The following is a 22,135-nucleotide window of genomic DNA, read 5'->3' on the forward strand; positions in this document are numbered from 1 at the left end:
ATTATTTTATTTTTTGAAAAGATTCTATTATCGATATATACTCTTCAGATAATTTTTTCAATTGATTTATTTTTTCACTCCCAAAATTTTCAGATAACAAATTAAAATGAGAAAATAAATCCTTTATAATAGAATCTTTTAATTCAAATGATTTAGGAGTCGCTTTTATTAAATAAGCTCGCATATCAATTGGATTGATTTCTCTTACAATCCATCCTTTTTTTTCCATTCCAATGATAAGTCTTGAAATAGATGGTTTGTCTTTCGAAGTAATTCTAGCCAAGGAAATTTGATTTACAGGATGTACATTTTCCCAAACTGCAGTTAATATTTGCCATTTTTCGGGGGTTAATTGATACTTTTTTAATGCCATTAAAAATTCTCTTCTCAATAACATTGATAATTTGTAAATATAAAAATGAGGAGATTCTGATAAAATATTTGGTAATTTTTCCATATTAATTTTCGCTTTTAGATATATTTTGTTTAAAATATTTTACAATAAAATAAGGAAGAATAAAAGCAAGTAGTGTTCTTAAATAATGCCAATACATCCATTTAGTGATCAAGTAATTAACATCTTTTTCTGGAACTGTTAAATTAAAAAATTTGTCATTAATAGGAAAATGAATTGTTACTGTAATCACTAAAATAGTTATCAATACTATTAATGGATAAAATGAATTCAAGTTTTTTCTTTTTTGATATGTCAAAAAAAGAAAAAGTACCAACATGAGCACAAGCAAGGGGCCCATAACAATTCCCATATTTTTAAGAAGAATTGTAAAATACTGGTTCTTTAGAGCATTATCTCCTAAGTCTTGGACAAATCTTAAATCAATGAGCGAAATACTTAAGCAGGCTCCTGCATAAATACCTGAAGCAATATGAGCTAAACAATAAAACTTATAAATCAATCAGATACTCCTTTCTATCAACATGGACTTTGCAAACAGCAAAATAGTTGTATCAACAACTATCTGCATAGCACTCACTTTTATTATTTTCAATATTATTAAAAAAAATAAAATTAATTTACTAAAACAATAAAAATATAGATTTTTAAATTTTTATTTTGTAAATAAGTAAATTAAATATATATTCTGTATATTTTTTTTTACTTTCAATAATTGAAATTAATTTTTAGAAGAAAAAATAAGACAAATTAATTAATAGCCAAAAAAATACAAATATTTTTATTGCATTAATTATTTTTATAAAAAATAAAATTAATATAATTTAATAATGAAAAAAACATAAATATAATTTTATAATTATAGTTTTTTAAAATATAGCATAAATTTTTACTTATAATTACATTAATTTTGTAATATTACTAATTAAACTGTTACGTTTGTAACAACTAGTATTTATTATAAGGGATTATTTCATGAGCATACAAATAAAATATTTTTTTTTATTAGCAATTTTGGTTAATTTTACTTTTTCATGTAAAAAAAATGAAAAAAAGAACAATTCTGAAAAAAATAAATGCAGTATAGAATTACTTAAAAATAATTATCAAGCAAATAAAATTGTTGATGGTTGTTCATTTAATTACTCGGTTAATTCAGTTTTTCCAGAAGCTTCTGGAGTCGTTTCTCTCTCTACACCTTCAGGATTTTGCACAGGAACTTTCATAAGCGAACACTTTATACTAACAGCCGCACATTGTTTTGACTTAAACAAAATGACCACTAGCTTTGATGATTTTGTAAATGAAGTTGAAAACACTTATGCAACTACAAGTACTACTCATAATAGTTTTAACAGCTTTGAAGTTTTAAATAATAATTTTAAAACAAAAATCAAAAATATTATTATTCATCCCTATTATTTAGAGAATTGCTTTGATGACAGCAAAGAATATCAATCACTTAATAAATGTAATTTTGCAGATTTAGCATTAGTTTATACCGAGAAAAGCTCTTTTGAAATAAACGCTATACCTGTCGGAATAAGCCATAAAAAAAATGATAATGAAAGTATCTTTTTTGTAGGGTATGGAAAAACTTCAGACAAAGATAGTAACATTACAAGAACAAAAAGATGGGGAATTGCTCATTTACATAATATAGATTACTTATCTTTTATGCTTTATGAAATGGATGGTACTTCATTAGGTGCGTATTTTAAACAGAACATTACTCCATTTATTTCAGAAAATTTTCAAGACGACCCAAGATCATTACTTTTATTTGCAGAAGGAACACAAAGCGGAATTTGCCAAGGAGATTCAGGAGGCCCAATTATAATTAAAGAAAAAGATACTTTTTACACAATTGGAGTTGTCCACGCAAATGAAGGTGAAAAAAATGAGATCTGTAAAAATAAAAAAAGCATAAACACTTACATTGAACCTTTCCTAGAATGGATATTAGAAGAAGCAATGCAAGTGAATGAAAAAATTGTGTTCAAAAAGAGAATTGATTGAATAAGCTATAAGAATTTTTTAGTAAAATATATTTAAAGAAGTTTTCTCAACCAAATTTACCGTGAACATAATCTAAAGATTGTTTGTCTTTTGGATTTGAGAAAAAAGTTTTGGTATCAGATGCTTCAACAATTTCCCCATTAGTCATAAAAACAGTGTCATCACTAGCGCGCATAGCTTGCTGCATATTATGCGTTACCATCACAATCGTAAAATCTTTTTTCAATTCCATTAAAAGTTGTTCTATCTTCTGAGTAGAAATAGGATCTAAGGCTGAACAAGGCTCATCAAGTAACAAAATATCCGGTTTAACAGCAATAGTACGAGCAATGCACAATCGTTGTTGTTGTCCACCAGATAGACCTAATCCAGAAGAATGCAGATGATCTTTTACTTCATCCCACAAAGCTGCTGAACGAAGCGCCCATTCCACTCTGGCATGTAAATCTTTTTTACTCAGTTTTTCATGCATTTTTATAGCAAATGAAATATTTTCAAATATAGACATCGGAAATGGAGTTGGTTTTTGAAAAACCATTCCAACTTTTGTGCGCAGCTCATTTAAATCAATGTTTGATTCTAAAATATTTTTCCCATTTATCATAATATTGCCATAAGCTTTTTGCTCTGGGTAAAGACTATAAATTCTATTTATTGTCCTTAATAAAGTGGATTTTCCTGAACCAGAAGGGCCTATTAATGAAGTAATTTTATTTTTTCTAAAAGAAATATTAATATTCTTTAATCTATGTTTATTTCCGTAATAAAAGTTAAGATCTTGAATAACAATTTGAGAACTATCTCTTAAAACAACCAAATTATCTAACTCCCCAGTTGAAGCCTGTCCGGAAAATTCAGCACGTTTAAATAAATTAGAAAAAATACTCATGAGCGTTTTCCCCCAGACTTTGTAAAGTAACGAGTTAAAATATTTAAAAATAAAACAAATACTGTGATTAGAAGAGCACCGCCCCAAGCTAATTCCTGCCAATTATGATAAGGACTCATAGCGAATTGATAAATTGTTACAGGTAAATTAGCAATTGGTTGAGATAAACTAGTGCTCCAAAATTGATTATTTAAAGAAGTAAACAATAATGGTGCAGTTTCTCCTGATATACGAGCAACAGAGAGAAGAATACCAGTTAAAATTCCTTGCTTAGAAGCACGCCAAGCAATATGAATAATTACTCTCCATTTTGGTAAACCAAGAGCAATTGCAGCTTCTCTAAGTTCATTAGGAACTAAGTTCAACATATCTTCAGCACTACGAGTAATTATTGGACAAGCAATCATAGCTAAGGATATTGCTCCAGCAAATGCAGAATAATTTCCTGTTGGATGAACAACTACTGTATAAACAAAAAGTCCAACAATAATTGATGGTGCACTTAACCAAACATCATTTACAAAACGAATAACAGAAGCAATTTTTTTTCCGCGAGCATATTCAGAAAGAAATGTTGCAGCAAGAATACCTACAGGGGTGGCAACGACGACAGCAGCTAAAGTAATAATTAAGCTTCCTACTATAGCATTTCTTAGACCGCCACCAATTGTCTCAGGGGCAGGAGTATCCATTGTAAAGAAATTTAAACTTAAAGCTGGAAAGCCGTGATGGATTAAAGCATAAAAAATAGAACTTAATACAGCAATTCCAAAAATGACGGATAAGTAACAGAGATAGTGAAAAAGTTTATTGGATATACGTCTTGTAAGTTGTGTCTTTCTCATATTTATGCTCCTGCCTTTTTTCTATTAATTCTCAATAAAAATAAGCGAGCAAAAGCTAGAATAATAAAAGATAACACAAATAAAATAACTCCTAATTCCAGTAAGGAAGCGGGATACAAATGCCCTGTGGCTTCATTAAATTCATTGGCTATAGAAGCGGAAATAGTTGTTCCAGGCATAAAAAGAGAACTCGTTAATTGTTTTGAATTTCCAATAACGAAAGTAACAGCCATGGTTTCACCTAGTGCGCGACCAAGACCTAACATGATACTTCCAATCATACCTTTTCTTACGTAAGGAAGAACTACCTTCCAAACGACTTCAAAACGAGTAGCTCCTACCCCGTAAGCTGCTTCTTTTAAAACCGAGGGAACAGAACGAAACATATCAATCAAAGTCGAAGAGATATAAGGAATTATCATAATGGCAAGTATAAGACCTGCTGTGAAAATTCCAATTCCTAAGGGTGGGCCACCAAATAATACATTCAAAACAGGTATATTTTGACAAACATCAGTTATAAAAGGTTGAACATAATTTGCTAAAAAAGGAGCTAATACTAGCAAGCCCCACATTCCATAAATGATGCTAGGAATTCCAGCCATCAAATCAATTAATGTTCGAACTGTTTTTGCAATTTTTCCTTGGGATATTTCTGATATAAAAACAGCAATTCCTAAACTTAATGGTACACCAAGAAGCATAGCAATTATTGAGGTCATTAAAGTACCACAAATAGCACTCAATGCTCCAAAATGGCCTTGTACAGGATCCCAGACATCGCTAACAAGGAAATGAAATCCAAATTGATGTAGAGCAGGTGCGCTAGCAAAACATAAAGAAACTAAAACGCACATCAATAACAAAAAGGCGAACCAAGCAAATCCTTTAGTTATGTTTGAAAATAATATGTCACCCAAAATACATTTCTCCAACTAAACAAAAAACAACTCAATTAATTACGAAAAATTATTTCCAAATAGCTACTTTGTCGTTACCTGACTTAATTTCATGCGACCACTTTTTCTCAATAAAACGGTAAGTATTTTCAGGGATTGGGATATAATCTAAAGCTTGTGCGGACTCCGATCCCTTTTTAAAAGCAAAATCGAAAAACTTCAAGACTTCAGTCCCAATTTTAGTATTCTTTTGTTCTTTTTTGATTAAAATAAATGTTGATGCGGTTAACGGCCAAGTCTCCGAACCTTTTTGGTTAGCAAGGATCACATTCATTCCGGGAGTTGTTTCCCAATTTGCATTAATTGCAGCAGATTGTAGAGCCTTTCGAAAAGCTTCACTTACTTTTTTCTCATCAGCAAAATCTTTAGAATTCAAAGAGGGTACTATCTTACCATCAGCATTGATCATTCTTGCCCAAGGTAACTTGTTCTGCATGGCATATGCATACTCAACATAACCGATAGATCCAGGAGCTCTTTTAACCATAGTTGTAATGCCTTCGTTGCCCTTACCACCTACTCCCATAACTCCTGAAGGCCATGAAACAGCAGTTCCTACGCCAGCGTTCCATGTACCCATACCTGCTTTTTCAAGATAGTATGTGAAATTAAAAGTAGTGCCTGAAGCATCAGATCGATATACAACTAAAATGTTTTTCTTTGGCAAAGTCAAAGTAGGGTTTAAAGCTAATATTTTAGGATCATTCCAAAATTTAATTCTACCACTATATATTTCTGCTATCACTTTTGCATCGAGGACTAACTGTCCCTGCCCTACTCCAGGAATATTAGTGACCATCACAATCCCGCCTATAATAGCTGGAAATTGAAATAGACCTTTTGCTTCAAGATCTGTAGGTTTTAAAGGCATATCAGAAGCACCAAAATCTACAACGTTACCTTCAATTTGTTTTATTCCTGCACCAGAACCTGTTGATTGATAATTAATTTTTGTGCCATATTCAGTATTATAAGTAGCAGACCATTTATAGAGGACAGGCGCTATAAAACTTGATCCCGCTCCAGTTACTAGGTCACTTGAAAAAGCTATTGGAAAGCTTGTTAAAGTAGCGTATAGTGCGGAAATTTTTACAATTTTATTTAGTACTGTCTGCATAAAGATAAACCTCTAATAATACAAATAAAAAAAGGGATCCACTTTTTCCCTCTTCATTTATCTCTCTGAGGGTTATTCTATTTTTATCTAATTTTATACTTCAATGTTGTTAAAAGAATTTGGCTATAATGTGGCGTTAAGAGACTTAAAAATTCTTTTGACACAGAATCGTCACATATTTTTAATAACTTTGACTTCGCTTTGTCGATTGCCCCAAATCTAAATTTAAGTATATTTGTCTGGTCTGAAGTCTTTCTTTAATTAAACTAATTTATGCTTTTAAAGGAATTTACATTGAAAAAAAGAAATTATTTTTGCCTATGGAGTGGCGGACACGATTCTGGGTTGACCCTTTATCATGCATTGAAAAAAACGGATGTACTTTGCCTCATTACTGCAATGCAAGATTATAGCAATCAATTAAAACCCAATTTCTTTTCCCCTGCAGTGCTTAGGGCACAATCAGATCAATTAAATATTCCTTTATTGATCTACAATTCTGATACAGAAAATTATACAGAAAGCTTTGCTAAAACTTTAAGCAATATAAAAAAACATGATCTCATTGGAGGATTTTTCCCTCTAATTAATCAGCCAGATCAAAAAAACATTCTTACGGAAATCTGCCAATTAGAAAAAATGGAAGCTCATTTTCCTTTAGAAAATAAAGAAAAAGAAGCTTTATTATCCGAATTTATAGAGCTTGGATTTAAAGCAAAAATTATCGCAGTTAATGAACGCTTTCTGACAAGAGACTTACTTAATAGAGATTTAGATAAAGAAACGTTGAGTGAAATTCGTTCCAGAAAAGTCGATTTGTTTGGTGAAAATTCTGAATTTCAGACGATTCTTTATGAAGCACCATACTTTAAACAGCCACTCCAAATAAAAGAAGGAGATATCAACTTAAAAAATGGCTATTGGGTAGTTGATGTTTCAATTGCTACGAAATTAGAAACAACTCAAAAATAAATATTTCTATATTTATGAGAAATATGTTACTATTTCAGTAGTTTAATTTTTTTTGAGAATATTAATTTGATGACCCCTTATACATTATCGATTGGTATGCTTTGTATTAGTTCGTCACTGATGATTGTGGCTTGGTACGGACATTTAAAATTTACAAACCAGCCATTATGGATTGTAATACTCGTTTCTTGGGGAATAGCTTTCTTTGAATACCTATTCCAAGTACCAGCAAATAGAATTGATCATTCAGTAATGTCAGCAGCACAATTGCGAATAATAGCTGAAGTTTTAACTTTAGTGGCATTTTTTTTATTTTCTACTTTTGTTTTAAAAGAATCTTTTTCGCTTAACTATTTGATTAGCTTTATTTGTATTTTAATTGCAGTTTACTTTGCTTTTTATGGACCATTTAAGAATTAATTAATTTTTAATTATTAAATTCATTCGATAAATACTCTTTGGGTAATGGTATGGTTTTAATCAAATTAACATCTTTCATCCACTTTGAATAAATCTCAAATTTTTTAATATCTAAATATCCCCAATTTATGTTTGTTCCTTTATACAATGGCGCTAAAAATTTCACAGACTCTTTGACCAATTTTGAGTCTAACTCAGGAAGAAGTTTTAACATCTCATTTGCAGCACTTTCAGGATTATTTATTGAATATTCAAAACCTTTTTTCGTGGCATGCATAAATAATTGAACTAATTTTGGATTTTCTGTTATCAATTTATCACTCGTAATTATAAGAGGAGAAGGTTTATTAAATTCAGCAAAATGTTCAGAAGGACAATAGGTATCAACTTCAACGTTATTTAATTGTGCAGCTAATATATTCCAACCTTTGTATTCCCAAGTAAAATCTACATTTTTTAATGTAGCCGGAAGAAAATCTTGGACTCCTGTAGTTAACATTTTAACTTTCGTGAAATCAGCTCCATTTTTATTCATAATAAAATTTAAGGTTGCATTTTCTTCTGGACTTCCCCATCCACCATAACGTTTACCTTCAAGTTGTTTTAAAGATTTTACATTCAGAGTTTTTCTCCAAACAAAACAGGAGGTATCAACACTGATTATACCTGCAATCGCTTTTACCGGAATTTTTGAATTTCTTGCATAAATTAAATTATTTGCATAACTTACTCCAAAATCAGCCTTATTCATTCCTACTAAAGCTGTTGATGTTGTTTGTGTTGGATTTAATATTTTTAATTCAATTCCATTTTGTCTATAAAAACCCCTAGCTTTTGCAACATAAAATCCAATATGATTAGTATTTGGTTTCCAGTCCAATAGGAGTGTAACTGTGACAATATTTTCAACTTTTTTACTATTTTTTAAGTCTTCATTGGCCGAAGCATAACAATAACTTAATATTACAAACTTTAATAGAATTAAGCGAAATAGAAAGATAAACATAATAATCCTTTCAGGAAAAAACCTATCATCCTTTCATAGCGATAAAACTAAAAGAATACAAATTGAAATTATTTTTTTGTGCAGATCTAAATTCTAATTAATTTTGCCATTTTTTTGACTTAATTTTAATCATTCTTTTCTTCTATTATAATTATTTTATTTAGGAACATAGAAACATTCTAGTGATAATTAAACTTAGGAAGTTAGAATGAAAATCAGCTTAAATTTTTTTCCTACATTTCATTTTACTTTATTTCTCCTTTGTTTAATATCAATTAATTCAACAGCAGCAAATGCAAAATTTTTTGAAGTTTATATTGATCTTAATCCTCCTTATTCAACTTCTGTGCATTCTAAAAGAGGATTATTCAGTGAAATTATTGATGAAGCTTTGACTGCCGGAAACATACCTCATCATTTTTTACTCAAAGGTGATAGGATCAAAAACTATAATATTCATAATCACGATAGACTACTCTTGTTTTATTATTTTAGAACTCCAGAGAGAGAAAATAACTATAATTGGATTATGCCACTATTTGATGACTATACTTGTCTTTTTAACTTACGAACTTCAAAAGAAATCAGTAGTATAAACGCTCTCAAAGGCCTATCTCGTATTGGAACAATCAATGGAGGCGCAGGCGAAAGCATACTAAAGTCTTTTGGGCTGGAGGGTCAAATATACTACTGCCGTGACGAGGATAGCTGTATAGATAGGTTAAGGAAGAACGAAGTTGATGCTTGGATAACCCAAAAAATAAAGGCAAATTACTTCCTAAAAAAGTATAAAATTCAAAATGAACTTAACAATTATTTCCAAATTTATGATAGCCAAGGATGGTTAGCAAGCTCATTAAATCTAACTCAATCCGATATTGATCTTCTTCGAAAAACCCTTCGTAAATTTATGACTACATCGAAATTTTTAGCAATTTTAAAAAAATATGACGCAATTATGACCTCCAACACTGATGAATTCAAAGATATCTATCATTAGTGATGCTACCCTATAATTTTTGAAATCTTTTGTTTCCAAATCCTTTTATTTTATGTTACCTGCAATTCCACGGTAAAAGAGAATACCCTTCTCAAGGCTTCCCTCCTTTTGGAAAAAAATAGGAGTATTTATATGATGATAAGCCCTACAGGCGCATATATTTCTGTAAAAAATTTATCAAAAAAACACGGCAATTTAGAAGTTTTACGTAACGTAAATTTAGAAGTGACGCCAGGAGAACTTACTGTTTTAATTGGACCTTCTGGGTGCGGGAAGTCTACTCTATTACGTTGTCTAAACGGTTTAGAAACCTTAGATTCAGGGGAAATAGTCATTAATGGAGTAGTTTTAGAAAAAAATTCTACTTCAAGCCAATCTCAAAAAGACTTTGATAAAAAAGCCCGTGCCATACGAGAAAATGTAGGCATGGTATTTCAAAGTTTTAATCTTTTTCCGCATCTTACTTTGTTAGAAAATATAACTAAAGCTCCCATAGTTGTAAAAAAAATGAATAAAAACCTTGCGAAAGAAAAGGCTAAAGAATTGCTTGCAAAAGTAGGGTTATTTTCTCATGCAGATCACTATCCTTGCCAACTATCAGGAGGACAGCAACAAAGAGCTGCCATTGCTCGAGCTTTAGCAATGTCTCCGAAGGCAATCTTATATGATGAACCAACCTCTGCACTAGATCCAGGTCTTGTGCATGAAGTATTGCAAGTAATGCGCACTTTAGATGATGAAGGAATGACTCAAATCGTTGTTACACACGAAATGCGTTTTGCCAAAGATGTCGCAGATCACATTGTCCATATACAAGAGGGAAAAATAGTTGAAATGGGAACTCCAGAACAAATATTTACCTCACCAGTTGATGAGAGAACACGTCATTTTTTAAGAAATTTTAACTGAGTAGGACTGGAGAAAATTATATAATGAACGAACTTCGTTACTTTTTTGTTTCTTTAATCTGTTTACTGTTTATAACTAATTCCTTTGGAAAAGATGATAAAAAAGTTTTACGCTGGGGCAGTGATGCAAATAGCGGCGCTCCATATGTCTTTCGCGATGCCAATAATCCAAATAAAATCATTGGTGTTGATGCTGACATCATCGAAGCTATTGCTAGTCAACTTGGGATGAAAGCCGAATTTGTGCAAAATCAATGGGATGGCTTGATTCCGGGTCTTATAGCTGGAAATTATGATGTGGTCATCGATGGGCTAGAAATTATTGAAGAAAGAAAGCAATCCGTAAGTTTCTCAGATCCTTATTACGTTACTTCTGAACAAATCGTAGTTAATAAGCAAAATTATGAAATTCATAAGTTATCCGATCTCAGAGGAAAAAGAGTTGCAACTTTACCGGCTTCACTAGCCTACCGAATTCTTGAAGATGTGGGCGAAGTTCAAATAAAAATTTATGATGAAGAAGTTAATGCTTATGCTGATCTAGCAGCAGGAGATAGACTTGATGCCGTTTTATTAGACCTGCCAATCGCTCAATATTATGCAAAACATAATCCAAAATTAAAATTTGTTGGCCCTCCTGTAGGCAGAATGGAATACGGTGTAGCATTTAGGAAAGAGGATAAAGAATTACGGAAGAAAGTAAACAAGGCAATTGATGAATTGATTAAAAATGGTAAATTGCAATCTATTTTAGAAAATTGGAATTTATGGAATAAGGCTACTGCAGAAGCTTGGGGTGTATCTAGTGAATACAAAACTGAACCCGTGGCCTATCAAGAATATTTAAAACATATTGGATTAGAAAAAACCTGGGTTGATAAAATTAAACAGTACATTAGCTTTTTACCATTATTAGGTAAAGGCGCTATTATGACTTTGCAAATATCAATTCTTGCTATGATTCTTGCTGTTACTTTAGGTCTTTTTATAGCACTAGTTCGATTATATGCTCCTCCATTTTTTGCAAAATTAGCACTTACATATGTTGAAGTAATCAGAGGAACACCTTTATTAATTCAATTATATATAATTTTTTATGGTCTTCCCCACATTGGGATAAAATTAAGCCCTTTCTTTGCCGCTGTATTAGGTTTAGGTTTAAATTATGCTGCTAATGAAGCAGAAAATTATCGGGCGGGAATGACTTCTATACCACACAGTCAACAAGATGCTGCTTATGCTTTGGGAATGTCCAGAATGGAATCCCTTCGACATATTATTATTCCACAAGCAGTAAGAGTAGTTATTCCTCCTGTGACAAATGATTTTATTGCACTAATAAAAGATTCTTCTCTAGTATCAGTAATAACTTTAATTGAATTAACTACAATTTATAGTCAATTAGCTTCAACTTACTTTGATTATTTAGGAGTCGGATTATTAGCTGCTTTGGTATACTTCTTAATCGGTCTTCCATTTGCTAGACTTTCTCGTTATGCAGAAAGACACTTTGCTGTGAATTCCAAAAAGAAATTTAATAAAAATTTTGATAGACAAGAACAAGGTAGTAACTAGCATCTATACTAGTGACATTTAAACTTTGTAATATTTTTCTGCATTTGACCCAAAAAATTTTTTTTCTTATTTAGAAAAATATCAAAATCTTTTATCAATTCTGGATATTTAATACTTGATAATCGATATGATCCACTTAAAACAGGCAATTTATCATTAAACACAATTTTGTCGGAATACTTTAAAATATTTAATTTACATTCACCTATACTTTTACTGATATAAATAGCATCAACTTTTTTATTTATTAACCAATCAAATAATATTTTAACATTAATTGTTTGCTCTAATTTTATTTTACCACTTTTAATATATTCTTCATAACCAATCGGTGAAAAACCTAGAATCATACCTAATGTTTTGATTTTAGTTATATCATTCTTTTGATTTTCTTTTAACACAAATACCCCATCCGTGTACTTAATAACAGGTAAACTATAATAAATTTTTAATCCTTTACTTTTTTTTAAATCCATTGCCCAATTAGGATCATCTGGGTACTTTGCATCTAAAATACTTTTTGGATCAAGAAACTCTAAAAACAATCGTTTTATTTGAACCGGATTGAATTTTATTTCATATTTATTTTGCGATTTATTAAATAAGCGAAAAATGTCAGCTGAATATCCATCGTATTCTAAAAGTTTATTATCATTTCCATCATAGGTGCCATAAATTGGAAAAAAATTTACATCTTCAACTCCAAGTTGGATAATTTGAACAGCTTTTGCTTGGCAAAAAAACAAACAATAAATTAAGCTTAATAATTTAAAATAAAATTTCATTTTTCGCTCTCATATAAATTAATTATCATTTTATAGAATAATTTATTTAAAGACAATAGTCTAAAATTTAAAGTAAATCACTACTCATACATAATATTTTATTTTAAAACAAGATAAAATAAGTAAAGTTCATAGAAATTTCATCATTTTGTAAGAATTATTAGCATAAAATTAAATTCTAATGAAAGAACTTAACTACATAATGTAAGTCTTTCTACCAAAAAAGGAAATTCTATGACCATCTTAATTTCAGCTATTGCTGGCCTAAACATAGCATCTTCTAGTGTCTCTGCAACAGGAAATGAGTTTCATGTAATAACTGAAGCAGAAAGACAGACATTTCAAATTAATGATATTCAATTAAAAAATGCTGTCAGTAAATTTTTTGGTAAACAACCAACTGATGTCTTTGTTAAAAGCAGTGATAGTTGGCCTAATAAATCTTGGTCCGATTTATATTCTCGCTATAATTGGCAACAAGTTCAAGTTAATATGCAAGTTAGGGATATTAAAATAACTGACATACAGTCACAACCTGTCATTATCGCGTCTCGTTACTTTAAAAATAGTTCTTCAAAACCGGCTACGTTTTCTGCAAATATTTCGGAAAGTGTCACAAATACGATAGAGAGCAACTGGTCCTCTTCTACAACAGCGGCAACAAATTTTTCATTCACTAGCACAACCGAAGTGAGTGTTGAACTAGCAAAAGAATCTATCCAATATTCCACAGGTTTTAGCCTTTCTGAAACATGGGGAAAAGGCGGATCTTCTAGTCAAGCAACAACAGTCGGTTCTAGTTCTGGATTATCTGTTAGCTTAAATCCTGGTGAGGAAGTTGTTGCTGATTTGATTGCAACAAGAGGTACTATGAAAGTTAGAGTAAACTATATCGTATATCTTTCAGGTAATACTGCTGTAAATTATCAAAAGCCGTATCAAGGCCATCACTTTTGGGCGTTTCCGATAGAAAACGTGCTAAATGCTTCAAATATACCTAGCTACAGAATAGTTACAGAAGATATTCAGATTGGTTATTATTCAAATGCTTCAGTTATTGTTCAAGATAGTCATGGGCAACCAAAAACGTTAATCGCTTCTACACCCTAAACTTCTACTCTTAAAAATGCAGGAATTTCAAGGTCAAGTTCTTTATAGGACTTGACCTTAATTTTAGTCTCAAAATTGTCATTTCCTCTGATAAAAACATCATATTCATCTAAATTTACTTCTTTAATGGAATGGATGTGATCGTGAATTTGAAAATGTAATGAAACATACAGTTCAGCAGCTTTTAAGGGAGTAGTGGCATATACAATTTCATCCTTATGCCAAAGATCTTTTTTCAAAGCATCTTGAGTAAATATTATAAAATGAAATCCACGCATTTTTTGTTCTTCATAATTTGTCAATATTTAATGTTTCCAATAGACAAAATAAAGCCATTCCATATTTTTTCATAAAAGAAGTTCGAAAAAACTTCTTGTGGTGGAGTATACGATTCATTCTTTAATTTGCAACTCATTCAGTAATATCTATCATTGCCAAAAGAATGCAAATTGAGGTAAAGCCTAGTTCATAAGGGAATTGTACCCGATAATACTAGGAGTCCTTTTCATGTCATCGATGAACAAAGAAGTCAGAGTTCGTATTGCACCCAGTCCTACTGGAGATCCACATATAGGAACAGCTTATATTGCTCTATTTAATTATGTTTTTACTAAAAAACACAGTGGAAAATTTATTATTAGAATAGAAGATACAGACCAAAAAAGATACCGCTCTGATAGCGAAGCTATGATCCTTGATGCATTGAAGTGGGTAGGAATCCAATGGGATGAAGGTCCAGATATTGGAGGCCCTTATGCTCCTTATAAACAAAGTGAGCGCAGAGATATTTATCGTGAATATGCTGAAAGTTTAATTCAAAAAGGACATGCTTATCGTTGTTTTTGTACAACTCAAAGATTAGACATACTTAGAAAAACACAACAAGCACAGAAACTTCCCCCAGGTTATGACAGATTATGCAGAGACCTTCCGCAGGCTGATGTTGAAAGAAAGTTAGCTGAAGGAATTCCTTTTGTCATTAGAATGAAAATGCCAACCACTGGCAAAACCGCTTTTAAAGATACATTACGTGGAATGATTGAATTTGAAAATGATGGCGTTGATGATCAAGTATTGTTAAAAACAGATGGTTTTCCAACTTATCATTTGGCTGTTGTTGTTGATGATCATCTGATGAAAATTACGCATGTGATACGAGGTGAAGAATGGATCTCTTCTACACCAAAACATATAATGCTTTATGAAATGTTTGGCTGGGAAAAACCTGACTTTTGCCATTTACCTCTGTTAAGAAACGCTGACAAATCTAAAATATCTAAAAGGAAAAATCCTACCTCAATTAACTACTATCGCCGAAAAGGAATTTTGCCTGAAACATTGAGAAACTTTTTAGCTCTCATGGGATGGAATTTTGGAGATAATGTTGAAAAATTTTCAACTCAAGAAATGATTGAAGGTTTTACTTGGGATCGAATGACCTTAGGTGGCCCTGTATTTGATTTGAAAAAATTAGCGTGGCTTAATGGCCAGTATTTAAAACAAGAAAGTAATGATAAGTGGTTATCTCATTTAAAAGAGATTGTATTTAATGAAGAATATTTATTAAAAATTATCCCTTTAATTAAAGAAAGAGTAGAAAAATTTGAAGATTTCATCGACCATACTTCTTTCTTTTTTCAAGGAGATTTAAACTATACAAATGCACCATTATTGCCTAAAGGAAGAACTCCTACAGAAGTTTCTACCTATTTAAATGATTTAGTGCTAAAATTAGATGTTTGCGAAAATTGGAATCACCAAGAAATTCATAATATTTTCAATCAGTATTTAACAGAAAAAGAGCTGAAACCAAAAGACGTTTTTATGCCTGTTAGAGTTGCAGTAACTGGTAGTAAAGAAACACCTCCCTTATTTGAATGCATTGAAGTTTTAGGCAAAGATATTGTACAAAGAAGAATTAGACTTGCTATTGAATTTTTAAAAACTATGAAAGAGTCATGAATGTACAAAAATAGTAATAATATTATCCACAAATATTTACCAAATGGAATGGAAGTTTATTTACATCCATCAAATTTTGCACCCATAATATCAGTTCAAATTTTGGTGAAAGCTGGTTCCATAGATGAAGATGATATTGATACTCAAGAAGGTGGGCTTGCTCACGTTCTTGAACACATGTTATTTAAAGGAACAAAAAAATATCCTAAAACGGGACAAATAGCTTCTACTGTTGAATTTGAAGGTGGTGATATTAATGCTTATACAACATTTGATCACACTAATTATCATTTAACGGCTCCTGCTTCTTTTGCATTAAAGGGTGCTGAACTGTTACTTGATGTTGTCCAAAATAGCCTTATAGATGAAGAAGAATTAACAAAAGAATTAGAAGTCATTTTAGAAGAAATAAAAAGAAGTCGTGATAATCCTAATGCAGTTTTGTCGCATAATATGTTTTCTATTTTTTATAATGGAACTAGAATGGCAAAACCTGTAATTGGTTTTCAGCCTATTGTTGAAAAATTTTCTAGAGAGCAAGTCTATGCTTTTTATAAAAAATGGTACATCCCAAATAATATGATTTTTATTGCTTCTGGCGATTTTGATGGTGATGAAATGTGGAATCATCTTTTAGAGCTGACAAAAGATTTTCAGCCCAAAACAGTACCAAAACGGTTTCGTCCAGAACTCTCAAATATTACGAATCCAGTGCAAAACCAACCAACAGCGATTATAGAACGTGGCCCATGGCAAGAAGCTCGAATCCAGTTAGCAACCATTGCACCAACTTTAGAAAACCACGACATGCCTGCTTGGGATGTCTTTGCTTCTATCCTTGGTGAAGCAGATACTTCACGCTTAACAAGAATTTTGCGTGATGAAATGCAGATCGTAACAAGCATTGACTCTTCCTGCTATACACCAAAGTACCCAATTGGGATGCTTGGAATTGGTTTTTTTGGGATGGCAAATAATACATTACAAGCGCTCAAAGTTATTGTTGAAGAAATTAGACGTTTAGCCGAAGTTCCTCCTACCCAAGAAGAATTAACTCGAGTGCTAAATACTTTAAAAGCACAAAGAATTTATTCACGTGAAAGTATGGATGGAATATCTCGGTGTGCAGGTTTAAGTTTACAAACTTCACAAAAAATGGAATTTGAAACAAAATACATGCATGCTGTTACAAAAGTAACTCCTAACCAAATTCAAAAAATAGCACAAAATGTAATGAATCAATTGGAATCAGGGAAATTCAGTGTATCAGCTGCTTTAGGCCGAGAAATTCTCCCAAATATAACTTCTACTGATCTTACAAATACTATACTCCATGCAGCTAAAGTAATACATTTAAATGAAGAGCCACTTGAAACAAGTTTACAAAAATCAAATAGCCCTAGCTTTAATAAAGCAAGTTGGTTGAACCACTATTTCAGAAAAACTTCTGAAATAAATCCCGATGTAAAACAAATAATTATTTCTTTACCAGGAGATAAGACTTTAAAAATTAATTACAGAAATTCGAAACGTTTGCCAGTTGTAAGTGGTATGTTACTTTTAAAAGGTGGACTTATCCATGAACCACAAGACAAAAATGGTGTCAGTGGTTTGATGGCGAGCATGTTAACTAGAGGAACTTTGCGACAAAGTTATAGAAAATTCATTGAAGAATTAGAAGATAATGCTTCTAGTATTAGTGCCTTTTCTTCCAGAGATTTATTTGGAATGCGTTTTGACTCAATAAGTGAAAATAGTTTACGTACTGCTCAAATGTTGCTTGACTGTTTTTTTAGACCTGAATTTTCTATAAATGAATGGGAAAGAACGCATAAAGAAACAATTGAAGTTATCATTGCACAAAAAGATAGCCCTGTTGCAAGAATATCAAAATTGTCTCAACCCCTCCTGTTCCCCAATCATCCTTATGCAAAAAGTGGTATTGGTACGGAAGAATCTCTTGCAAAAATAACAAAGGAAGATGCTCAACAATTTTGGTCACAACTTTTTCACGCAAAAGAATTTGTTTTTTCTATTGCCGGAGATTTTGATTTAAGATCATTTGTTAATCTTATTGAATCAGAATTTAAAGCTTTTTTTGATTCAGATTTTGAATCAAAAAAATTAGTCTTACCGCCAGCACCTCAGTTGCCTAGTAGCAAGAGCAAAAGGGTTGCTTTTGATGAAATTCAAAGAGAACAGGCTCATATAACCCTTTCATTCCGCTCATTTCCAATTAGTGATCCCAGAAGAACCGCTCTTGAATTAGGGGCAAATATACTTGCAGGGCAAGGAGGAAGATTATTTTTGGATCTAAGAGATAATAAATCATTAGCTTATAGCGTCAGCGCTTCGCAATCTCCAAATATTTTTGCTGGTGTATTTACTACTTACATAGCAACCGCATCGCATAAAGCTAAGGAAGCTATAGAAGGAATGAAGTATCATATCGAAGCTTTGGCAAAAACACCTCCTTCAAAAGATGAGTTGAAACGAGCTCAAAGCTCCGTTTTAGGCTCGCAAAGTATTGAATCCCAACATCATAATTATCAAGCTTCTCAACTTGCGATGAGCGACGTCTATGGATTAGATTTTGATAATTTTTTGAAATTTTCAGATCGTGTCAATGCAGTTACTCCTGAAATGGTAAGTGATGTGCTATCGTTGTTACTAAGAGAAAATCCGCCAATTATTTCTATTGTCGGTCCAAAAGGAACTTGGATACCTGAAGATGATGAATCCGTTTTAAATTGGGATTTGTCATAAAATTTCAAAGCTGGGCTTCTTTTTTTAGATTTCTCAAAAGAATTAAATCTCCTGCTTTTTCTTAGGAAATAAAAGTATGGATTTCAAATTTTTCTTTGATCTAGCTAAAGATGCTCTGCTTCTTGTAGACCCATCTGGAAAAATTATTGCTGCTAATAAAGTGGCAAATAAACATTTTTTAACTACTGAGAAAAATTTATTTTCTTTGTTAATTGCTTCTGAATTGGAAAAATTAAATACTCTATTAGAAAAAATAAAAATTAGTACTCAAGTTGATGATTTTTCACAAATTGAGCTTTCATGTTTTCCTGAAATGCTGTCTCGTTCACGCTGGAAAATTTTTTTTCTTAAGGAAACAAATCATTTTGCATTTTGTTGTGAAGAATTGTCGCAATATTCTTCAGAAGATTTTTTGTTACATACAGGTCTTATGAAAATAATTTTTGATAATGATCCTAATTTAATAGCAATTGTTAATCGTGTAGGACTTTATTTATTTGCAAATAAAGCTATTTATGATTTTGCAGGAATAAAAGAAGGAAAGAATATAGAAACACTTAATCATTTGTTGCAAGAAAAAGAATTGTGGTTACCTGGCACAGAAAAGCTAGAAAATAAAGATGAAGAAAAAGTTTCTGAAATAGAATTAACAACAGATCCTTCTGGCAATGCTGCTTGGTTTGAAAATATTAGAGTTCCAATAAAAATGCCGTATGGAGAAGATGTTCTCTTAATTATTTCAAAAGACGTAACCAATTGGAAATTATCTGAAAAAAGACTTGTTGATCATCAACAAGCTTTATTTCATTCAAATAGGCTGTCATATTTAGGTGAAATGGCAGGGCAAATTGCCCATGAAATTAATAATCCGTTAACAATTATTTTAGGAAATTCACAAATCTTAAAGAAGAATCTGCGACAAGATGAAAAGGAAGAAAATGAATTACTAATTAAATCTATCGAAAAAATTGAATTTATGGTCGATAGAATTTCAAAATTAATAAAAATGATGAGATCACTAGCAAAAAATAACACCGTTCTCCCCCAAACAAAATCGAAAGTAACAGATATTATTCAATCTGTTTTTAGCACTTTAACAGATAAATTTAAAGCTTATGAAATAGAAACTTCTCTGCAAATAAATAAAATAGAGAATGATGAAATTTATTGTTATCCAACTGAATTATCGCAAGTAGTTTTAAACATTCTCCTTAATTCAATTGATAGTATAATATTAAGTAAAAAAAATTCTGAGCGAAAAATAGATCTAAAACTATATGAAGAAAAAGAAAATATAATCATTCAAATTTCTAATACAGGAGAACAAATTGCTGAAGAAATAAAAGATAGAATTTTCGAACCATTTTTTACTACTAAACCAGTAGGACATGGAACCGGGCTTGGATTAAGCATTTCTAAAAGAATTGTAGAACAACATAAAGGAACAATTCATTTTGACAGTAGTGAAAAGTTAACTACATTTTATATTACTCTTCCAACTGACGCTATCTAGAATCCTTTATTTTTTGAAAAATAATCTAAAAAAAGCATTTAATATTAAGATAAAGATCTCAAAAAAAATAAAAGATTACTTGTTTTATTTTACTCGTGCAACCACACAACTTGTGGTTCCGCCTAGACCCATACTTAATTTCACACAAACAAGACCTTCGTCTTGCGCTTTTATTTCAACAACTTTATTTAACAACAAATTTCGGTTTAAAGAAGAAATTTTCGGGTTTATTTTATTTGGATCAATTCCAGAAGGTAACAATTTATAAGTTTGTTGATTGGTCTTTTTAGTTCCAAGTAATTGTGCTGTAAGCTCCCAACCTCCGCCTACAGACATCCCATGCCCAAAAATTCCTTTTCTTGCTGAAATATAAGCCGTTTTTGGTGCAAATTCATCAATTAAATTAAGTTCATTCCAATCACCTGGAGTACCTGTGGCATGCATATCCCAAAGACACACCTGCGCAGGTTGTATCCCTGCATCTGCAAAAGCTCTTTTTATCGCTAATTTCGGACCTTCCTTAGAAGGAGTGATAATGTGTTCCGCATCACTACTCACGCCTGCACCAAGTATTTCTACAGGTAATGGTTGTATATCAAACTTCTGCATAGCGTCTTCTGCGGCAATTATCCATGTACACGCTCCACCAGAGATATGCGTTCCACGTAAATCACAGAATGGTACACCATGGGAATCACCTAAAACCGCCAATCTGCCATTGTAAAAAGCCGAAATAAGTTCATTTGATGGATTAGCATCTGTAGCTCCGACAATAGCAACATCCGTTCTACCACTTTGAATTTCAAGTAAAGCATGATCAATCATTGACCCAAAAGAAGCACATGCACCTGAAAAACCTGTAGAAGTACCATGAATATTTAAAAGCATAGAAGCTTGCGCTGCAGCTACATTAGGAACATTCCATAATAAATTTGGTGATGTACTCTCCCAAGGAGGGGTAGGACATTGGTATTTATCAATTAAATTTTTTCTTAGTTTTGATTTCGTTCTGATTAAAGCTAATTTTGCTGCATCGATATCAATTCCAACCACCGGTTGAGCTTCAATTTCTTTTAATTCAGTTAAAAAATTCTGATAATTACTTGATTGTTGTATCCAAAAGTCATTCCATTTTTTTAATGCCTCGAAACGCTGTAGAGAATCTACAGGGAAAAGATCGGGCTTAGGAGGAACATTTGGATAAATTTTCTTTTGAGTTAAGTGATCGGAACATTCTTGATTTCGTATTGGATCTGCCCAAAAAGAATTCCATTGAAAAAAACCAGCATCTGATTCGCGTGCAGATTGAAACATTACGGGTAAATCCGCTAAACCATTAGCGTATTGAATTGTAATACGCGGATCAAGAGTTTGTAACACTTTTTCTAATCCAGGTCTTGATTTTAAGGCATCTATAAGGCTACCAACAGCATATTTAACCAAATCACCATTTTTTTCTTTGAGTAAAGTATATCTTTTGGGCCCATGCCTTTCTTCTAACCAATCTTTGTAGATAGAGAAGTCAAACTTCGGAATTCCTGCTAAAAAAACATTTGATAAGGACTGCTTTGGTGTTAGAGCTGATTCCCCTTTTTCAACAATTGCAAGAAATTCTTCCAAATTTGAAGCGCCTGGAGCGACTACAGATGCGGCGTAAAGAAAAACTTTCCTACGCTTAGGCAAAGAATTTGAAGATATAGTCATGTGCAACACTTCCTTTTTTGGTTGAAAACTAACTACAAGCGATAATTTTAAGCAAAGCTTGTCTTTATGGGTAAGCAATAATTAATTTAACAAAAATTATGTGCTGTTAGCAAGACTCACTAAAAAACCAGAGGCTGATTATATGCATATTGTGAAGTTTAACAAGTTAA

The 22,135-nt window shown here is 31.7% G+C and carries 20 protein-coding genes; 10 read left to right on the top strand and 10 right to left on the bottom strand.

What is annotated here, in order from left to right:
* Window position 1: 1 nt before the first annotated feature.
* Together QEJ31_RS15470 and QEJ31_RS15475 are read right to left on the bottom strand one after the other, a co-directional pair.
* Entirely contained in the window at window positions 2-457 is a 456-nt protein-coding gene (locus QEJ31_RS15470; protein WP_280591511.1) for a MarR family transcriptional regulator, read from the bottom strand.
* Between the two features lies 1 nt (window position 458).
* Window positions 459-917 (bottom strand): DUF1772 domain-containing protein, encoded by a 459-nt coding sequence (locus tag QEJ31_RS15475; protein ID WP_280591512.1) that lies wholly within the window; start codon window positions 915-917, stop codon window positions 459-461.
* Window positions 918-1,390: 473 nt separating this feature from the next.
* On the opposite strand from QEJ31_RS15475, the gene QEJ31_RS15480 reads away from it, so the two are divergent.
* The gene (locus tag QEJ31_RS15480) at window positions 1,391-2,434 is read left to right on the top strand and encodes a S1 family peptidase (RefSeq protein WP_280591514.1); all 1,044 of its coding nucleotides are present in this window, start codon (window positions 1,391-1,393) and stop codon (window positions 2,432-2,434) included.
* A gap of 46 nt (window positions 2,435-2,480) precedes the next feature.
* Here the strand turns inward: QEJ31_RS15480 and pstB are convergent, their stop codons facing one another.
* Genes pstB through pstS form a run of 4 tightly spaced genes read right to left on the bottom strand, consistent with a single transcriptional unit; the run spans window position 2,481 to window position 6,244 of the window.
* Complete coding sequence (pstB, locus tag QEJ31_RS15485) at window positions 2,481-3,323, bottom strand: phosphate ABC transporter ATP-binding protein PstB (RefSeq protein WP_280591516.1); 843 nt, start codon at window positions 3,321-3,323, stop codon at window positions 2,481-2,483.
* The gene (gene pstA, locus QEJ31_RS15490; RefSeq protein WP_280591518.1) at window positions 3,320-4,168 is read right to left on the bottom strand and encodes a phosphate ABC transporter permease PstA; all 849 of its coding nucleotides are present in this window, start codon (window positions 4,166-4,168) and stop codon (window positions 3,320-3,322) included. The genes pstB and pstA overlap by 4 nt, the downstream gene beginning before the upstream one ends.
* Before the next feature lie 2 nt (window positions 4,169-4,170).
* Entirely contained in the window at window positions 4,171-5,088 is a 918-nt protein-coding gene (pstC, locus tag QEJ31_RS15495; protein ID WP_280591520.1) for a phosphate ABC transporter permease subunit PstC, read from the bottom strand.
* Window positions 5,089-5,137: 49 nt separating this feature from the next.
* Complete coding sequence (gene pstS / locus QEJ31_RS15500; RefSeq protein ID WP_280591521.1) at window positions 5,138-6,244, bottom strand: phosphate ABC transporter substrate-binding protein PstS; 1,107 nt, start codon at window positions 6,242-6,244, stop codon at window positions 5,138-5,140.
* Window positions 6,245-6,538: 294 nt separating this feature from the next.
* Here pstS and QEJ31_RS15505 point away from each other — a divergent pair, with 294 nt between their 5' ends.
* Both QEJ31_RS15505 and QEJ31_RS15510 read left to right on the top strand, forming a co-directional pair.
* Window positions 6,539-7,216, top strand: a complete 678-nt coding sequence (locus QEJ31_RS15505) for a hypothetical protein (protein ID WP_280591522.1) — start codon at window positions 6,539-6,541, stop codon at window positions 7,214-7,216.
* Between the two features lie 69 nt (window positions 7,217-7,285).
* Window positions 7,286-7,636, top strand: coding sequence for a DMT family protein (locus tag QEJ31_RS15510; protein WP_280591524.1), 351 nt, complete (start codon window positions 7,286-7,288; stop codon window positions 7,634-7,636).
* Between the two features lie 7 nt (window positions 7,637-7,643).
* Here the strand turns inward: QEJ31_RS15510 and QEJ31_RS15515 are convergent, their stop codons facing one another.
* A complete protein-coding gene (locus QEJ31_RS15515; protein WP_280591526.1) occupies window positions 7,644-8,642 on the bottom strand; it encodes an ABC transporter substrate-binding protein in 999 nt (332 codons plus the stop codon).
* Between the two features lie 208 nt (window positions 8,643-8,850).
* Here QEJ31_RS15515 and QEJ31_RS15520 point away from each other — a divergent pair, with 208 nt between their 5' ends.
* The 3 genes from QEJ31_RS15520 to QEJ31_RS15530 all read left to right on the top strand — a co-directional run bounded on the left by QEJ31_RS15520 (window position 8,851) and on the right by QEJ31_RS15530 (window position 12,125).
* Window positions 8,851-9,642: a transporter substrate-binding domain-containing protein gene (locus QEJ31_RS15520; protein WP_280591528.1), complete on the top strand. Its 792-nt coding sequence runs from the start codon at window positions 8,851-8,853 to the stop codon at window positions 9,640-9,642.
* 132 nt (window positions 9,643-9,774) lie between these two features.
* On the top strand, window positions 9,775-10,551 hold the full coding sequence (locus QEJ31_RS15525; protein WP_280591530.1) for an amino acid ABC transporter ATP-binding protein: 777 nt from the start codon (window positions 9,775-9,777) through the stop codon (window positions 10,549-10,551).
* Window positions 10,552-10,574: 23 nt separating this feature from the next.
* Window positions 10,575-12,125 carry an ABC transporter substrate-binding protein/permease gene (locus tag QEJ31_RS15530; RefSeq protein ID WP_280591532.1) on the top strand — a complete coding sequence of 517 codons (1,551 nt, stop codon included), beginning with the start codon at window positions 10,575-10,577 and terminating at the stop codon, window positions 12,123-12,125.
* Window positions 12,126-12,133: 8 nt separating this feature from the next.
* Here the strand turns inward: QEJ31_RS15530 and QEJ31_RS15535 are convergent, their stop codons facing one another.
* Window positions 12,134-12,910, bottom strand: coding sequence for a hypothetical protein (locus tag QEJ31_RS15535; RefSeq protein ID WP_280591536.1), 777 nt, complete (start codon window positions 12,908-12,910; stop codon window positions 12,134-12,136).
* 234 nt (window positions 12,911-13,144) lie between these two features.
* Between QEJ31_RS15535 and QEJ31_RS15540 the strand changes: the two genes are divergently transcribed.
* Window positions 13,145-14,020 (top strand): hypothetical protein, encoded by an 876-nt coding sequence (locus QEJ31_RS15540; RefSeq protein WP_280591539.1) that lies wholly within the window; start codon window positions 13,145-13,147, stop codon window positions 14,018-14,020.
* On the opposite strand, the gene QEJ31_RS15545 is transcribed toward QEJ31_RS15540, so the two are convergent.
* Window positions 14,017-14,322 (bottom strand): hypothetical protein, encoded by a 306-nt coding sequence (locus tag QEJ31_RS15545; protein ID WP_280591541.1) that lies wholly within the window; start codon window positions 14,320-14,322, stop codon window positions 14,017-14,019. The two genes, QEJ31_RS15540 and QEJ31_RS15545, sit on opposite strands and share 4 nt — an antisense overlap.
* Before the next feature lie 205 nt (window positions 14,323-14,527).
* On the opposite strand from QEJ31_RS15545, the gene gltX reads away from it, so the two are divergent.
* The 3 genes from gltX (at window position 14,528) to QEJ31_RS15560 (ending at window position 20,261) form a co-directional block, all read left to right on the top strand.
* A complete protein-coding gene (gltX, locus tag QEJ31_RS15550; protein WP_280591543.1) occupies window positions 14,528-15,982 on the top strand; it encodes a glutamate--tRNA ligase in 1,455 nt (484 codons plus the stop codon).
* Window positions 15,983-18,748: a pitrilysin family protein gene (locus QEJ31_RS15555; RefSeq protein ID WP_280591545.1), complete on the top strand. Its 2,766-nt coding sequence runs from the start codon at window positions 15,983-15,985 to the stop codon at window positions 18,746-18,748.
* Window positions 18,749-18,824: 76 nt separating this feature from the next.
* Window positions 18,825-20,261: a PAS domain-containing sensor histidine kinase gene (locus QEJ31_RS15560; protein WP_280591546.1), complete on the top strand. Its 1,437-nt coding sequence runs from the start codon at window positions 18,825-18,827 to the stop codon at window positions 20,259-20,261.
* Window positions 20,262-20,345: 84 nt separating this feature from the next.
* On the opposite strand, the gene QEJ31_RS15565 is transcribed toward QEJ31_RS15560, so the two are convergent.
* The gene (locus QEJ31_RS15565) at window positions 20,346-21,965 is read right to left on the bottom strand and encodes a beta-ketoacyl synthase N-terminal-like domain-containing protein (protein WP_280591547.1); all 1,620 of its coding nucleotides are present in this window, start codon (window positions 21,963-21,965) and stop codon (window positions 20,346-20,348) included.
* Window positions 21,966-22,135 lie beyond the last annotated feature (170 nt).

Source organism: Pigmentibacter sp. JX0631, from assembly GCF_029873255.1.
Lineage (GTDB): Bacteria > Bdellovibrionota_B > Oligoflexia > Silvanigrellales > Silvanigrellaceae > Silvanigrella.

Bases quoted from the DNA above. Each gene is read 5' to 3' on its own strand.
- QEJ31_RS15470 (WP_280591511.1), bottom strand. From the start codon at position 457: ATGGAAAAATTACCAAATATTTTATCAGAATCTCCTCATTTTTATATT.
- QEJ31_RS15480 (WP_280591514.1), top strand. From the start codon at position 1,391: ATGAGCATACAAATAAAATATTTTTTTTTATTAGCAATTTTGGTTAAT.
- pstB (WP_280591516.1), bottom strand. From the start codon at position 3,323: ATGAGTATTTTTTCTAATTTATTTAAACGTGCTGAATTTTCCGGACAG.
- pstA (WP_280591518.1), bottom strand. From the start codon at position 4,168: ATGAGAAAGACACAACTTACAAGACGTATATCCAATAAACTTTTTCAC.
- pstS (WP_280591521.1), bottom strand. From the start codon at position 6,244: ATGCAGACAGTACTAAATAAAATTGTAAAAATTTCCGCACTATACGCT.
- QEJ31_RS15510 (WP_280591524.1), top strand. From the start codon at position 7,286: ATGACCCCTTATACATTATCGATTGGTATGCTTTGTATTAGTTCGTCA.
- QEJ31_RS15515 (WP_280591526.1), bottom strand. From the start codon at position 8,642: ATGTTTATCTTTCTATTTCGCTTAATTCTATTAAAGTTTGTAATATTA.
- QEJ31_RS15520 (WP_280591528.1), top strand. From the start codon at position 8,851: ATGAAAATCAGCTTAAATTTTTTTCCTACATTTCATTTTACTTTATTT.
- QEJ31_RS15525 (WP_280591530.1), top strand. From the start codon at position 9,775: ATGATGATAAGCCCTACAGGCGCATATATTTCTGTAAAAAATTTATCA.
- QEJ31_RS15530 (WP_280591532.1), top strand. From the start codon at position 10,575: ATGAACGAACTTCGTTACTTTTTTGTTTCTTTAATCTGTTTACTGTTT.
- QEJ31_RS15535 (WP_280591536.1), bottom strand. From the start codon at position 12,910: ATGAAATTTTATTTTAAATTATTAAGCTTAATTTATTGTTTGTTTTTT.
- QEJ31_RS15540 (WP_280591539.1), top strand. From the start codon at position 13,145: ATGACCATCTTAATTTCAGCTATTGCTGGCCTAAACATAGCATCTTCT.
- gltX (WP_280591543.1), top strand. From the start codon at position 14,528: ATGTCATCGATGAACAAAGAAGTCAGAGTTCGTATTGCACCCAGTCCT.
- QEJ31_RS15555 (WP_280591545.1), top strand. From the start codon at position 15,983: ATGTACAAAAATAGTAATAATATTATCCACAAATATTTACCAAATGGA.
- QEJ31_RS15560 (WP_280591546.1), top strand. From the start codon at position 18,825: ATGGATTTCAAATTTTTCTTTGATCTAGCTAAAGATGCTCTGCTTCTT.
- QEJ31_RS15565 (WP_280591547.1), bottom strand. From the start codon at position 21,965: ATGACTATATCTTCAAATTCTTTGCCTAAGCGTAGGAAAGTTTTTCTT.